Source organism: Nocardioides sp. Z30_9 (genome assembly GCF_058215735.1).
Genome location: NZ_JBZAJF010000002.1, coordinates 294,441 through 308,163 on the forward strand (window position 1 = coordinate 294,441; position 13,723 = coordinate 308,163).

Here is a 13,723-nt window from a genome sequence, read left to right on the forward strand (position 1 = left end):
CTCCTGCCGATGCGTGGAGCGGTGTGCCCCTGAGCCTGCGATGCTATCGCCTGAACCTATCGCACCGATATATCGAGGGTGAACCAGCGCAAGGGTGTGTTTCGGGTCACCCGACGGTGTCCCCGACAGTCGCCAGAACCCGTACCCTCTCTGCGAGACGTATGACGCAGCGAGGAAAGAGTTCTCAGTGAGCGGCAGATCCAACGTGCCCGGGCCCCGGAAGCCCTCGTCGGGATCCGGTGCTGCCCAGAAGAAGTCCAGCGCCGGGAAGAACGGCACCGGCAAGCCCGGCGCCGCGAAGGGCAAGGCCAGCACCACGAAGGCCGGCGCCACGAAGGCCAGCTCAGCCAAGGGCAAGGCGGCCGCGGCCAAGGAGCCCAGGACGATCGGCTCCCGGGTCAGGTCGGCGTTCAAGTGGCTGCTGGTCGTGGGCCTGGTCAGCTCGCTGATCCTGGCCGCGATCGGCTACTTCGCCTACCGCAACACCACGATCCCCGACGCCAACAAGGCCTTCGAGGCGCAGTCGACGTTCGTCTACTACAGCGGCGGCAAGGCCAAGATCGGTCGCTTCGCCGACCAGAACCGCGAGTCCATCCCCCTGGCCGACATCCCGATGTCGATGCAGAACGCCGCGATCGCCGCGGAGGACCGCACCTTCTACACCAACAGCGGGATCGACCCCAAGGGGATCATCCGCGCGGCGTCCTCCAACGCCAAGGGCAACGCCACCCAGGGTGCCTCGACGATCACCCAGCAGTACGTGAAGATCCTCTACCTCACCCAGGAGCGCACCCTGAGCCGCAAGGTGAAGGAGGCCTTCTTGTCCCTGAAGGTGCAGCAGGAGAAGTCGAAGTCGGCGATCCTCGAGGGCTACCTGAACACCATCTACTACGGCCGCGGTGCGTACGGCGTCCAGGCCGCCGCGAACGCCTACTTCAACAAGCCGGCCAGCAAGCTGACCGTGCCGGAGTCGGCGATGCTGGCCGCCATCTTGAACTCGCCGAACTACCTGCGTCCGGACCGGGACGCCGCGGGCCGTGACGCGCTGATCCGGCGCTACGACTACGTGCTCCGCGGCATGGTCTCGATGGGCAACCTGGACCCGGCCGAGGCCGAGAACAACTACGGCAAGCTCCCCAAGGTCGTGAAGTCCGGCACCAGCAACATGTACGGCGGCCAGCGCGGCTTCATGCTCACGATGGTCAAGGACGAGCTGCGCCGGATCGGCTTCGACGACGAGGCCATCGACGCGGGCGGGCTGCGGGTCGAGACGACCTTCACCCGCAAGGCGATGAAGGCCGCCGAGGAGGGAGTGCTCGCCGAGCGCCCCCAGGGCCTGAAGAAGCTGCACGTCGCCACGGCCTCCGTCGACGTGAAGACCGGCGCGCTGGTCGGCTTCTATGCCGGCCAGAACTACCTCGACAGCCAGCTCAACTGGGCACGCCTCGGCGGCTCCCCGGGGTCGTCGTTCAAGCCGTTCGCGCTCGCGGCCGGGCTCAAGGACGGGTTCAGCCTCAAGGACACCTTCGACGGCAACGCCCCCTTCCAGCTCCCGGGCGGCGGCGGCGAGGTCGGCAACCAGGGTGAGGGCAAGGGGCGCAGCTACGGCTCCGCGATCAGCCTGCTGACCGCGACCCAGAACTCGGTGAACACCGCCTACGTCGACCTGACCACCGCGATGGACGAGGGCCCGGAGAAGGTCATCAAGATGGCCAACGCCCTCGGCGTACCCCGCAACGCGCCCGGGCTCAAGCCGTTCCCGGCCGTCTCGCTGGGCTCGGCGACCGTGAGCCCGATCGACATGGCCAACGCCTACGCCACGATCGCCAACGGCGGCAAGCGGCACAACTGGTTCACGGTGAAGCGGGTCACCCGCGGCTCGGACGGCAAGGTGCTCTACCGGGTGCCCCGCAAGAGCGACCGCGCCCTGGACGAGGACCTTGCCTCCGACGTGAGCTACGCCCTGCAGCAGACCGTCCAGAGCGGCACCGCACGCACCGCCCTGGGACTCGGGCGCCCGGCCGCGGCCAAGACCGGCACGGCGACCAACGAGGACGAGGACGTCTCCTCCTCGTGGTTCGTGGGCTACACCCCGCAGATCGCCACCGCGGTGATGTACTCGCGCGGCAAGGGCAACGAGGCACTCAACGGCTACCTCCCGAGCTTCTACGGCGGGGACTACCCGGCGTCGACGTGGACCGCGGTGATGCGGTCGCTGATGGACGGGATGGACGTCGAGAGCTTCCCGCCGCCGGCCTTCGTGGACGGGGAGGCTCCCGCTGAGGGCCACGCGCCGTACACGCCGCCGCCGAAGCCCTCGCCGAAGCCGAAGAAGAAGAACGACAGGCCGACCCCGACCCCGACTCCGACGACCCCGGCTCCGGCGCCGAGCACGCCGGACGCGCCGGCGCCGCAGCCACCCCCGCCGCCGGACCCCGGTCCTCCGGACTGCCAGCCGACTGACCCCACCTGCAACCCGTGACCCCTGCGGGCCGTACGCCGGGCGCCGACCCGCCCGGGCCTGACGGCGGAGCCATCTCCGCCGCCGAGCCCGAGGCGGTCGTCGCGCCCACGCTCACGGACCCGTTCGCGAGGGATCTGAGCGAGGTGGCGGGCGGGCCGGTCGGCCGGCACGCCCGGCCGCACCGCTGGTGGATACCGGTGCGGGTCCTGCTGGCGCTGTTCTCCGTCGGGTTCGCCCTGACGCTGGTGCAGCACCAGCCCTGCCTGAAGACCAACTGGACCGGCGACCAGGCCCGCTACGCCAAGATGTGCTACTCCGACGTGCCCTACATGTACGCCGGGCGCGGCTTCATCGAGGGACTGTGGCCCTACGAGGACAACGGCGGCCGCTACCAGGTGATGGAGTACCCCGTGGGGATCTCCTACCTGGCCTACCTGGCGGCCAAGGCGGTCCAGCTGGACCCGAGCGGTCCACCGGTCGACCAGCGGCACGAGGCGAGCCCCGACTCGCTGTGGTCCCTGCCCGGGATGACCACCGAGGTGAACACCTACTTCTTGTTCACTGCGCTGCTGCTGTGCCTGATGGGGCTGGCCTCGACCTGGCTGCTGGCCCGGGTGCATCCGCACAGACCCTGGGACGCGCTGCTGTTCGTGCTCTCGCCATGCCTGTACGCCACCGTGCTGATCAACTGGGACCTGCTGCCGGTGCTGTTCGTCGTCGGGGCGATGTGGGCGTGGTCCAGGGACAAGCCGCTGCTCACGGGCGTGCTGATCGGGCTGGGCACGGCGGCGAAGCTCTACCCGCTGTTCCTCCTCGGCCCGATCCTGGTGATCTGCTGGCGCGAACGCCGCCTGGTCCCGCTCGCCTGGGCGGCGCTGGGCACGGCCGCGGCCATGGTGGTGGCCAACCTGCCCGCCTACCTCACCGGCCCGGAGCAGTGGAAGTTCTTCTGGGAGTTCAACCAGTCCCGCGGGGCCGACCTCGGCTCGGTGTGGCTCGCGCTCGCCCACCAGGGGACGCAGCTCTCGCTTCCCACGATCAACGTGCTCTCGATGGCCCTGTTCGTGGTGCTGTGCGGCGGCGTGGCCGTCCTCGGACTCGCCGCGCCGAAGACCCCGCGCCTGGCGCAGCTGGCGCTGCTCGTCGTGGCGGCCTTCCTGCTGGTCAACAAGGTCTACTCGCCCCAGTACGTGCTCTGGCTGCTGCCGCTGGCGGTCCTGGCCCGGCCCCGCTGGCGCGACCTGCTCATCTGGCAGGCCGGGGAGCTGTTCTACTTCGCGGCCGTGTGGTGGTACCTCGGCGGCTGGCTCGAGGGAGCGGCCAACGGGAGCGTCCCGGTCTACGACCTGGCCATCTGGGTCCGGGTCGCGGCCGAGCTCTACCTGGTGGCGGTGGTGATCCGCGACATCCTGCGTCCCGAGCACGACCCGGTGCGGCGTACGGACCCGGATCCCGCGCCAGGCGCTCCGGACGAGACCGAGTCCCGGGCCGGATCGGTGTCCGACGCGGAGCCCGGGGCCGGGCCGGCCGTTCGGTCGGGGTCGACCCTCAGCTGATCTCGATGTGGTCGAACCCGGTGACGGTGAACCGCACCCGGCACTCGACCTCCTCGCCCACCTCGGGCACCCGGGTGCCCTGGGGCAGGAACAGCATCGAGGCCTGCATGTGGGGCGGCTCGGCGAACAGGCGCTGCTTGCCGTCGACGGTGTACGGCGAGCGCACCAGCCCGGCGGCGTCGAGCCCTCCGCGGGCGATCGAGACCGCCTTGGACCTGATCGTGGACTCGCCGGTGGGGGCCTCGAGCCCGATGCCGTGGGAGGTGCCGCCGGAGACCACGAGGATGGTGCCCTGCCGGGGGGCGGAGCGTCCCCGGTAGCCGTAGGCGTCGCCGCGACGCACCGGGTGCGAGTCCAGGACCGTGGCCCGGACCGAGAGGGCGCCCCGGTCACCGAGCCACAGGCTGGTGCCGATGCGCGGGCGGAACACGAAGTCGGGGTACTTGCGGGCCAGCAGGGCCAGCTCGACCTCGGCGACGTGGGAGACCCAGATGGTGCGGGCGCGCGGGTGCTCGTGCTGGGCCAGGCCCGCCGCGACCACGTCGTCCATCACCCGCTCGATCTCGCGCATGTGGGAGGTCCCCTGCGACCTCGGGGCGAGAGGAAGGTGCAGGGCGACGCCCTCGACCTGCACGCCTCCGTCGCGCAGCGCGGCCCGGCCGGCCTTGCGCAGCTCAGCGGCCGTGAACCCGTGGCGCAGCATCGAGGTCAGCCGCTCCAGCACCACCCGCGGGCGCCGGCCCTCGCTGCCGTGCTCGGCGAGGGCAGCGAGGTCCTCGAGGCGGCCGACGGTGTGGATCACGCGCGGGTCCTCGGGCGGGGGGCTGAACGGCCGCCAGGGGGTGAGCACCAGGATCGAGCCGTCGAACCGCTTCTCAACCTCTGGGAGCTCCTCGTAGGTGCCGATCGCGAGGGTGTCCGCGCGGAGCCACTCGGCCTTGCGTGCGAGCCGGCCCAGGCCGAAGCCGTAGCCGTTGCCCTTGGCCACGGGGACCAGCCCCGGGTGCCGGTCGCGGACCTCGGTGAGATGGGCTCGCCACCGGTCGCCGTTGACGCGCAGGTTCAGGGTCATCGGCTCAGCCCCGTCGCGACATGTAGAGCTCGAAGGCGCGGTAGATCGCCTTGTTCGTGGCGCCCGGCAGCGGCAGGTCCCACTCGCCGACGTACTCCACGGCCTCGCCTCCGGTGCCGACCTTGAACTGGATCAGCCCGACGTGGTCGTCGTTCGCGTCGAGGGTGGAGGTGATCCCGCGCAGGTCGTAGACGTGCGCGCCGGCAGCGACGGCGTCCCGGATCATCTGCCACTGGATGGCGTTGGAGCCGCGCACCTCCCGCTTGTCGGTGGAGGAGGCGCCGTAGGAGTACCACGCGTGGGTGCCGACCCGGATCCAGATGGTGCTCGCCACGAGGTCGCCCTCGTGCCGGGCCAGGTAGAGCCGGATCCGGTCGGGCTCCTCGGCGCCGAGCGCCTCGAACATCGTCTCGAAGTAGCTCAGCGGCCGCGGGGTGAAGTGGTCCCGATCGGCGGTGAGCACGTAGAGCTCGTGGAACGCCTTGAGGTCGGCGGGCTCCCCGCGCTCCACCTCTACGCCGAGCTTGGCGGCCTTCTTGATGTTGCGTCGCCACTGCTGGTTCATCCCCGCCAGCAGGTCCTCCTCGCTGCGGGGGTTGGAGTCCTCGTCGACCAGCGGGATCCAGAAGTTGTACTGCGGCTGGCCGGCCGCGAAGCCGCCCTCGGCCGACTGCGGCCTCCAGTCGAGCTGGCGCAGCTGGGAGACCACCTGGGCGCCGACCTGGCTGCGCTCGTACGGCGGCAGCGCGGTCAGGGACGTGACCGAGTCGTCGGCGATGCCCTCCTTGATCTGGGCGGCGCTCCAGCGCCGGGTGACCACGGGCGGGCCGATCCGGACGCCGAAGGCGTGCTGCTCGCGCAGGTACGCCGACATCGGCTCCAGCCAGGCGCCGAGGTCCTCGGTGGTCCAGTCGATGAGCGGGCCCTCGGGGAGGTAGGCCAGGAACCGCTTCAGCTTCGGGAGCTGGCGGTAGAGCACCAGCGCGGCGCCGACGATGTTCTCGTTGCCGGTGCTGCTGCGGGTGAACCAGCCGATCGACTCCGAGCGCCACTCCGGCTTCACCGCCGCCCAGGCCGGGGTCTGCAGGAAGCTGGCCGAGCCGGAAGGGGTTCCCGCGGCCGGACGGGACATCGAGCGGATCAGCGCGAGGTGCTCCTCGGCGGTGATCGTGCGCACGGTCAGGGGTTGGTTGGCCACATCAGGAGCCTAACGGGGGCACCGGACCCGGTTGCGGCGACTCAGGCCGCTGCCCGGCGGCCGAGGCCGTCCGGCGGCAGCCTCAGGAGGCCGCCTCCTCGACGGGTCGCAGCTCCGCGGCCGGGACGCCGGCCCAGACCTGGCCGGCGGGGAGGTCGTGCAGCAGCACAGCGCCCATCCCGAGCACGGAGTCACGGCCCACGTGCGTGTGCTCGCGGACCGAGGAGTTCATCCCCAGGTAGGCGCCCGACCCCACTCGCACGCCACCACCGAGCGAGACCCCGGCACCCAGGGTGGCGAAGTCCTCCACCACGTCGTCGTGGGTCAGGGTCGAGCTGGGCATCATCACGACGTGGTCCCCCACGTGGATGTCCGCGGTCAGCACCACCTGGGAGAGCAGGATCGTGCCCCGTCCCACGGTGGAGCCGGCGCCGACGTCGGCGAACGGGTGGATCACGCGGCCGAAGCGCTCGCGGCGTACGCCGAGGTCGGTCAACCGCCTGACGACCGCCCTGCGTGCGAGGGAGCTGCCCACGCACACGACCACCTCGCCCCGGGGTTCGTCGTGGACGAGCTCGAGGCCACCCTCCACGGTGACTCCCGAACGGACGGACCCCCAGATCGTGGGGTCCTCGTCGAGCAGCCGCACCCTCCGCGAGGGGGTGTCCATCCGGGTCACTGCGAGCACCTCGCGGGCCAGCCCGCTCGCGCCGACCAGGATCAGCGGCCTCACGACCGCGCCCCGGGCCGAGACACGAGTGAGGCGGATGCTTGGTGGTCCATCCCCGAGATTGAAGAACCCATACGTTGCTCCCGCGAGTAGAGCCACCATTGTTGGCCCGGCTTTTCAGGGGGGTCAATCGCTCGCGGGCAGGCCCCCACCGGCCTGGTGGGCCGTCGTCTCGTCGATTGGCCCGGCTTGTGACCGGACATAGCCCGAATAGCCGCAGATATCGGCGGGGACGAGCCGTCGGAGATGGCCCGTCCGGCAGTCCCGGAGTGGCCCGGACGGGCTAGACCGCGGCTCGCACCAGCTTCGTCAGTGTCGGGAACGACGCCGCAGCCGGGTCGACGACGGTGTAGTGGTCGCCGGGGACCACCACCCGCTCCACCACGGCGCCGGCAGCGGTTGCGGCGGCGACGTAACGCTGGCTCTGCTCGGTGGGGACGACCATGTCGTCCACCGCGTGCACGGCCCAGACCGGGCAGCCGGCCGGGACCAGGAGCGTGGGGTCGGCCCCGGCGTAGCGGTCCGGCACCTCGTCGGGGCCGCCGCCCACGAAGGCGGTCACCGGTTCGCTCGAGGCCGGCCGGGTCGCGGCCAGGGTCAGGTCGAGCACGCCGGCCAGCGAGATCGAACCCCGGAGCGGGAAGCCGGGCAGGCCTCCAGGCGTGGCGGACGTGCGCGAGGCGACCCAGGCCGCCAGGTGGCCACCGGCGGAGTGGCCGACCACGACGACGCGGCGGCTCAGCCCGGCGGGGAGGCCCGGTCCGTCCAGGTGGTCCACGGCCGCGGCCACGTCCTCCAGCGTGGCCGGGACCCCGCCGCCGGCGCCGGTACGCCGGTACTCCACGTTCCAGGTGGCGAAGCCCATCGAGGTGAACCGTTCCGCCAACGGGTCCAGCTGGTCCAGGCCGTACTGCGGGAGCCAGTAGCCGCCGTGGAGCAGGACCACAGTGGCGACCGGGTCACGCCCGGGGAGACGCAGGTCGGCGAACTGGTCGCGGTGGTCCTTGCCGTAGCGGATCCGGCGGACGCCGGTGGCCGGTGGGCGCGGCGGCACCCGGGCGACCGGCTCCTCCCCGCCGCACCCGGCGAGGAGCGGGAGGCCGGCGCCGAGTGCGAGCAGGCTGCGCCGGGAGAGTCTCAGACCCCGTGCTCGCGCAGCCACGCGAAGTCCGCCTGGTGCTCGGCTGCGCCGCCGGGGGTCTCGCAGATGACCGGAGCGCCCGCGTCGCGGACCACGCCGGCGAAGTCGTGCTCGTCGAGCTGGCCGTTGCCGAAGTTGGCGTGCCGGTCCGCGCCCGAGCCGAAGGCGTCCCGGCTGTCGTTGGCGTGCACCAGGTCGATCCGGCCGGTGATGGCACGCACCTTCTCCACGGCGGTGGGCAGGTCGATCCCGCCGGCCCAGGCGTGGCAGGTGTCCAGGCAGAAGCCGACCTGCTCGAACCCCTCGGCCGAGGAGATCGCGTCCCAGACCCCGGCGATCCGGTCGAGGTGGCGGGCCATCGCGTTGTCGCCGCCCGCGGTGTTCTCGATCAGCAGCGGGATCTTGAGGTCGGTGGCCTCGATCGCCTTGCGCCAGTTGTCGAAGCCCTTCGCGGGGTCGTCGGTCTTGTTCACGTGGCCGCCGTGCACGATCAGGCCCTTGGCTCCGATCTCGGCCGCGGCGTACATGTGCTGCTGGAGCAGCTTGCGGCTCGGGATCCGGATCCGGTTGTTCGTCGTGGCCACGTTGACGATGTAGGGGGCGTGCACGTAGAGGTCCACGCCCGCCTCCTCGGCCTCGGCCCGCAGGGCGGCCGCCCCGGCGGCGTACCGGACCTCGGGGCCCTTGTAGCTCTGCGGGTCCCCGAGGAAGAACTGCACCAGCGAGGTCCCTCGGGCCTGGGCCTCGGCGATCGGGTCGGACTGCTCGACGTGGGCACCGATGGGGATCTGTGGGCTCGCGCTCATGGCGCCATCCTAGGAGCGGCTCAGGGGTGCGGCACCTCAGAGCACCCCGCCGACAGGCTGGACCACGGCGCCGGAGGCGGCAACGTGGTCGAGGAAGGAGCGGAACCGCTGCTCGGTCCAGGAGATGTCGTCACCCTCGTCACCGACCTTGTGGAAGACGAAGCTCGCCCAGTCGCCGTTCCTGGCCGCGCCGTCGACCAGTGCGCGCACCTCGGAGTCGGCCTGATCGGCGAAGACCGAGACCGCGTTCAGCCGCTCCTCCTGCACCCAGGACAGCGACTGGTTGATCGGGTTGATCGTGCGGCCGGTGGCGAAGAACCGCCGCACCACCGCAGCGACGCGGTCGTCGACGGACCCGTTGGGGTAGGCGTAGTGCTGCCGGCCGCGGAAGTTCCGCTCCCGCAACCAGGCCGCGGTGGCGCTCACCCGCTCCAGCAGCTCCCCGTCGTCGAGGGAGCGCAGCGGGCCGTCGTCGTGCCCGCCGATGTCCCAGCCACGGTCGTGCAGGTCCTCCACCTGCGGAAGGGTGAGATAGCCCGCGGAGCCGAGCCGCTCGGGGATGACGTACGCCGTCCCGACCCACCCGTGCTGGTCCATCAGCCGCGCGGCGCGCGCCTGGCTGGCCCAGCCGTCGTCGAAGGTCAGGGAGACCACGCCGGGTGCCGGGGAGTCGGGGACCAGCACCGCGTTGCAGGCCAGCAGCTCGACCACCGTCCCGGCTGGGGACCACGCGGTGAAGGCGAGGGCGGTGATCGAGGACCACCGAGGCTGGCCCTCCCGGTCGGTGAACGCCGATCTGGGCAGCACCACCTCGGTCCACTCGCCGTCGACGCGCGCCGGGCGGGCGATCGCCGCGCCGATCTGGACGGAGAAGAACGCCTCCGGTGTCGAGTGCAGCCGGACCTGGCTCGCGCCGAGGGCCTCCCAGCCGTCGACGCGCACCCACAGCTTGAGCTGCTTCGCGGACATGTCCACCGCGGCGAACTCGCGCAGCGCGTTCGCCACCGCCTCGGAGCCGCGGGGTGTGCGGACCCGCACCGAGCCGGTGCCGGCCTTGGCCTCGGTGATGTTGCTGACCTCGCCCGCGCGGAACCAGTCGACGAAGCCGCTCGAGGTGTCGGTCAGCAGCCCGGAGGAGCGTCGGGAGACCCGGATGGGGGTGACGCGGGGGAGGTCCTCGGTGACCCAGTCGTCGACCTGGCCCTTGGCCAGGGGCGCGCCCACCGCTGCCGCGGCCGCGGCGCCGACCGCGGCACCCAGCAGCCCGCGGCGACCGCTGCGGGGGCCGTCGCCGGCTCCACCGCCCGCCACCCGGTCGCCGTCGGCGGTGCCGTCCGGGATAGGCGTCTCCACCCTGACCATCATCACCCCGGCTCCAACCGCCCACGGCGGCGCCGCGATCACTTGACGTATTGGAAAGTGATCCGATAAGTTTCCAACATGGAAACCAATGAACCGCGCGACGACCTCGTCCAGCAGCTCCGCGAGATCGAGCGGGGTGAGGCCGCCCCCTGGGTGTCCTACCCGCCGATGGCCTGGTGGTGGCCGCTGGGGTTCGGGATCTGGACCGGCACCTACACCCTGACCTTCGGGGTGCTCGACGGCGTGGAGAAGTCGCTGTCCCAGCTACTGCACGTGGTGGTGATGCTCGTGGCGGTGTGGTGGATGCGCCGGGTCCGGGGCACCTACCCCACCGGCAAGAGCCCGAGGGAGCTCCGTGGACCGTTCACGCTGCTGGTCTGCGGTGCCGTGGTCGTGGCACTGGCCGTATGGGGGGTCGCCGTTGCCCTGGGCGTGTGGTGGGGAGCAGGCACCGGTGTGCTGGCGGCTTGGGCCCTGGTCGCGGCGTACGAGCGCAGCTACGCCCGCGCGTCGGCCCGTGTCCGTGAGCGCCTGGGATGAGCGTCTCCCCACTCGCCGACCTCGACCCGGTGCTCTCCGCCCCCAAGCGGCTGGCGATCGTCGCGGTGCTGGCAGCCTCGGCCTCCACGGACTTCCCGTTCCTGCGCGACCACCTCGGGATCAGCGACTCCGACCTGTCCAAGCAGACCTCGGCGCTCGAGCAGGCCGGCTACATCACGGTGAGCAAGACCGGCCGTGGGCGCGGCGCCGTCACCAGCTACAAGATCACCAAGCCGGGCCGGGCGGCCTTCGCCCGGCACAGCGCCACCCTGCGCAGGCTGCTCGGTGAATGAGGTCGCCCAGCAGCCTGTGGACAACGATTTCGCCCCGGGGCACCCTGCTTGTTAACCTTGCGCGTCGCCCACCCCCGATGGGTGGGCCGACACCGCACAGCCCTCCTGCCACGGAAACGCCGTGGCCGCCTGAGTCCGAAGGAGGTGGAGAACGCTATGCGCGCCTATGAGCTCATGATCATCCTCGACCCGAACCTCGAGGAGCGAACCGTTCAGCCATCGCTCGACACGTACCTCAACGTCGTCCGCAACGACGGTGGAAGTGTCGACAACGTCGATGTCTGGGGTCGCCGCCGTCTCGCCTACGAGATCGCCAAGAACGCCGAAGGCATCTACGCCGTCGTCCAGCTGCAGGCCGAGCCTGCGACCGTCAAGGAGCTCGACCGCCAGCTCACGCTGAACGAGTCGGTCCTCCGCACCAAGGTTCTCCGTCCCGACGCTCACTGAGCGCATTCGATCCTGACAACAAGGAGAACCACATGGCAGGCGAGACAGTCATCACCGTCGTCGGGAACCTGACGGGAGATCCGGAGCTCCGGTTCACCCCGTCCGGTGCCGCGGTCGCGAACTTCACGATCGCCTCGACGCCGCGCGCCTTCGACAAGAACTCCAACGAGTGGAAGGACGGCGACACGCTGTTCCTCAACTGCTCGATCTGGCGCCAGGCGGCCGAGAACGTCGCCGAGTCGCTCCAGAAGGGGATGCGCGTCGTGGCTCAGGGGCGGCTCAAGCAGCGCTCCTACGAGACCCGCGAGGGTGAGAAGCGCACTGTCGTCGAGCTCGATGTCGAAGAGGTCGGACCCAGCCTGAAGTACGCCACCGCCAAGGTCGCGCGCGTCCAGCGCAGCGGCGGAGGCGGCGGCTACGGCGGTGGCAACACCGGTGGCGGCGACGACCCGTGGGCCTCCAGCCCCGCACAGGGCGGGCAGCCTGCTGCCCAGCCTGCCCAGGGCGGCGGGAACCAGGGTGGCGGGAACCAGTGGGGCGGCCAGCAGGGCGGTCAGGCTCCCAGCCGCGCCCCGCAGAACGACCCGTGGGCGACCGGAAGCTCCGACGAGCCTCCGTTCTGAGTCGTCCCACCCGCACGACCACACATTCAACCGAAACCATTCCGGCCACAGTCATCACTCTGGGCCGGGCTCAAGAAGGAGCTCCACAATGGCCAAAGCAGTGATTCGCAAGCCCAAGAAGAAGGTTTGCCAGTTCTGCAAGGAAAAGGCGTCCGGCGTTGACTACAAGGACACCAACCTCCTGCGCAAGTTCATCTCCGACCGGGGCAAGATCCGTGCCCGGCGCGTGACCGGCAACTGCGTGCAGCACCAGCGCGACGTCGCCACGGCGGTCAAGAACGCCCGTGAGGTCGCCCTCCTCCCGTACACGTCCACGGCACGCTGAGAGGAGACGACATCATGAAGCTCATCCTTACCCAGGAAGTGACCGGTCTCGGTTCCGCCGGCGACGTCGTCGAGGTCAAGGACGGCTACGGCCGTAACTTCCTCATCCCGCGCGGCTTCGGCATGCGCTGGACCCGCGGCGGCGAGAAGACGATCGAGTCGATCAAGAAGGCCCGCGAGTCCCGTGCGGTGCGCGACGCCGACCACGCCGCGCAGGTCAAGGCCACGCTGGAGGGCTCGACGTACGCCGTCAAGGTCCGCGCCGGCGAGGGCGGCCGCCTGTTCGGCGCCGTGACCGCTGCGGAGATCGCGCACGCGATCGCCGAGGCCGGTGGCGAGGTCGACAAGCGCACCATCGTGGTGGGCAACCCGATCAAGTCGCTGGGCACCCACACCGTCAAGGTGCGCGTCCACGACGACGTCGAGGCGACCGTGAACCTCAACGTGGTCCCTGCTTGAGGCAATCTGCCCACGACGATCTGCTGAGGCGATCTGCCTGAGCTGAACAGCCTTGCGAAGGCCGCCCCCCTCACCTCGAGGGCGGGCGGCCTTCGCGCATCCCGGGCCCGGTCACCGGGCCGTCCTTGGGGGCGACCTCCAGCGGGCCCGGACCGCCGAGCCACTCGCGACGGTGCACCCGGAACAAGAAGTAGACCAGCGCGACGTTCACCAGCGCAGAGAACGTGAACGTGGGCCCCTCCAGGGCCGGCACGTCGCCGCCGAGCGCGACCACCGGCAGTACGCCGGCCAGGGCGAACCCCCACACCAGTAGGCCGAACCGCTTGGCCACGTAGGGGTCTTGCGGCGACCGGCGTACGCCGAGCATGCCGATCTCGCGGCTCAGCACGAGGCAGAACGCGATCTGCGGCAGCGAGACGAACCACTCCCCGGAATCGTCGAGCCGGTGCTGCACCTGTGGGAGCCACATCGGGACGCTGACCACGGCGGCCAGCACGGCGAGCCACCGGCTGGTCTCGAACGCCTCGTCGGTGCGGGCCAGGGCGAAGACCCCGAGGAGCACCAGCACCCAGCCGACGGGGTCGGCGAGCGCGTCGTAGCTCTTCCAGGCCGGGGACGGGTCGGCCGGGAACCGCGCGCTGCCGACGATGATCACCAGGCCCATGGCGATTCTCTGGAGCGGCGACATGGCGCAACTGTAGGGTCATC

The 13,723-nt window shown here is 71.0% G+C and carries 15 protein-coding genes; 8 read left to right on the forward strand and 7 right to left on the reverse strand.

The genetic code is table 11. The features are described from left to right. Nucleotides 1-187: 187 nt before the first annotated feature. The gene (locus tag AC4BGB_RS12110; RefSeq protein WP_490547114.1) at nt 188-2,482 is read left to right on the forward strand and encodes a transglycosylase domain-containing protein; all 2,295 of its coding nucleotides are present in this window, start codon (nt 188-190) and stop codon (nt 2,480-2,482) included. Further along, nucleotides 2,479-4,020 (forward strand): glycosyltransferase family 87 protein, encoded by a 1,542-nt coding sequence (locus tag AC4BGB_RS12115; RefSeq protein WP_490547115.1) that lies wholly within the window; start codon nt 2,479-2,481, stop codon nt 4,018-4,020. Before AC4BGB_RS12110 ends, AC4BGB_RS12115 begins: the two co-directional genes overlap by 4 nt. Here the strand turns inward: AC4BGB_RS12115 and AC4BGB_RS12120 are convergent. From AC4BGB_RS12120 to AC4BGB_RS12145, 6 genes are all read right to left on the reverse strand, one after another. Next, the gene (locus AC4BGB_RS12120) at nt 4,013-5,092 is read right to left on the reverse strand and encodes an alanine racemase (RefSeq protein WP_490547116.1); all 1,080 of its coding nucleotides are present in this window, start codon (nt 5,090-5,092) and stop codon (nt 4,013-4,015) included. The two genes, AC4BGB_RS12115 and AC4BGB_RS12120, sit on opposite strands and share 8 nt — an antisense overlap. A 4-nt stretch (nt 5,093-5,096) precedes the next feature. Continuing rightward, nucleotides 5,097-6,224: a lipid II:glycine glycyltransferase FemX gene (locus tag AC4BGB_RS12125; protein WP_490548435.1), complete on the reverse strand. Its 1,128-nt coding sequence runs from the start codon at nt 6,222-6,224 to the stop codon at nt 5,097-5,099. 148 nt (nt 6,225-6,372) lie between these two features. Next, nucleotides 6,373-7,023, reverse strand: a complete 651-nt coding sequence (locus AC4BGB_RS12130) for an acetyltransferase (RefSeq protein WP_490547117.1) — start codon at nt 7,021-7,023, stop codon at nt 6,373-6,375. A 280-nt stretch (nt 7,024-7,303) separates the two neighbouring features. Continuing rightward, the gene (locus AC4BGB_RS12135; RefSeq protein WP_490547118.1) at nt 7,304-8,182 is read right to left on the reverse strand and encodes an alpha/beta hydrolase family protein; all 879 of its coding nucleotides are present in this window, start codon (nt 8,180-8,182) and stop codon (nt 7,304-7,306) included. Continuing rightward, nucleotides 8,158-8,967: a deoxyribonuclease IV gene (locus tag AC4BGB_RS12140; RefSeq protein ID WP_490547119.1), complete on the reverse strand. Its 810-nt coding sequence runs from the start codon at nt 8,965-8,967 to the stop codon at nt 8,158-8,160. The genes AC4BGB_RS12135 and AC4BGB_RS12140 overlap by 25 nt, the downstream gene beginning before the upstream one ends. Nucleotides 8,968-9,003: 36 nt before the next feature. Next, nucleotides 9,004-10,320: a polysaccharide deacetylase family protein gene (locus AC4BGB_RS12145; RefSeq protein ID WP_490547120.1), complete on the reverse strand. Its 1,317-nt coding sequence runs from the start codon at nt 10,318-10,320 to the stop codon at nt 9,004-9,006. An 87-nt stretch (nt 10,321-10,407) separates the two neighbouring features. Here AC4BGB_RS12145 and AC4BGB_RS12150 point away from each other — a divergent pair, with 87 nt between their 5' ends. The 6 genes from AC4BGB_RS12150 (at nt 10,408) to rplI (ending at nt 13,015) form a co-directional block, all read left to right on the forward strand. Continuing rightward, nucleotides 10,408-10,869 (forward strand): hypothetical protein, encoded by a 462-nt coding sequence (locus AC4BGB_RS12150; protein ID WP_490547121.1) that lies wholly within the window; start codon nt 10,408-10,410, stop codon nt 10,867-10,869. Then, nucleotides 10,866-11,162 (forward strand): winged helix-turn-helix domain-containing protein, encoded by a 297-nt coding sequence (locus AC4BGB_RS12155; protein ID WP_490547122.1) that lies wholly within the window; start codon nt 10,866-10,868, stop codon nt 11,160-11,162. Before AC4BGB_RS12150 ends, AC4BGB_RS12155 begins: the two co-directional genes overlap by 4 nt. A gap of 156 nt (nt 11,163-11,318) precedes the next feature. Next, nucleotides 11,319-11,609, forward strand: a complete 291-nt coding sequence (gene rpsF, locus AC4BGB_RS12160; protein ID WP_490547123.1) for a 30S ribosomal protein S6 — start codon at nt 11,319-11,321, stop codon at nt 11,607-11,609. 32 nt (nt 11,610-11,641) lie between these two features. After that, nucleotides 11,642-12,232 carry a single-stranded DNA-binding protein gene (locus AC4BGB_RS12165; protein WP_490547124.1) on the forward strand — a complete coding sequence of 197 codons (591 nt, stop codon included), beginning with the start codon at nt 11,642-11,644 and terminating at the stop codon, nt 12,230-12,232. An 88-nt stretch (nt 12,233-12,320) separates the two neighbouring features. Then, nucleotides 12,321-12,557 carry a 30S ribosomal protein S18 gene (gene rpsR, locus AC4BGB_RS12170; protein WP_490547125.1) on the forward strand — a complete coding sequence of 79 codons (237 nt, stop codon included), beginning with the start codon at nt 12,321-12,323 and terminating at the stop codon, nt 12,555-12,557. Nucleotides 12,558-12,571: 14 nt separating this feature from the next. Then, complete coding sequence (gene rplI, locus AC4BGB_RS12175) at nt 12,572-13,015, forward strand: 50S ribosomal protein L9 (protein WP_490547126.1); 444 nt, start codon at nt 12,572-12,574, stop codon at nt 13,013-13,015. Between the two features lie 70 nt (nt 13,016-13,085). On the opposite strand, the gene AC4BGB_RS12180 is transcribed toward rplI, so the two are convergent. Further along, nucleotides 13,086-13,703 (reverse strand): hypothetical protein, encoded by a 618-nt coding sequence (locus AC4BGB_RS12180; protein ID WP_490547127.1) that lies wholly within the window; start codon nt 13,701-13,703, stop codon nt 13,086-13,088. Nucleotides 13,704-13,723: the final 20 nt, after the last annotated feature.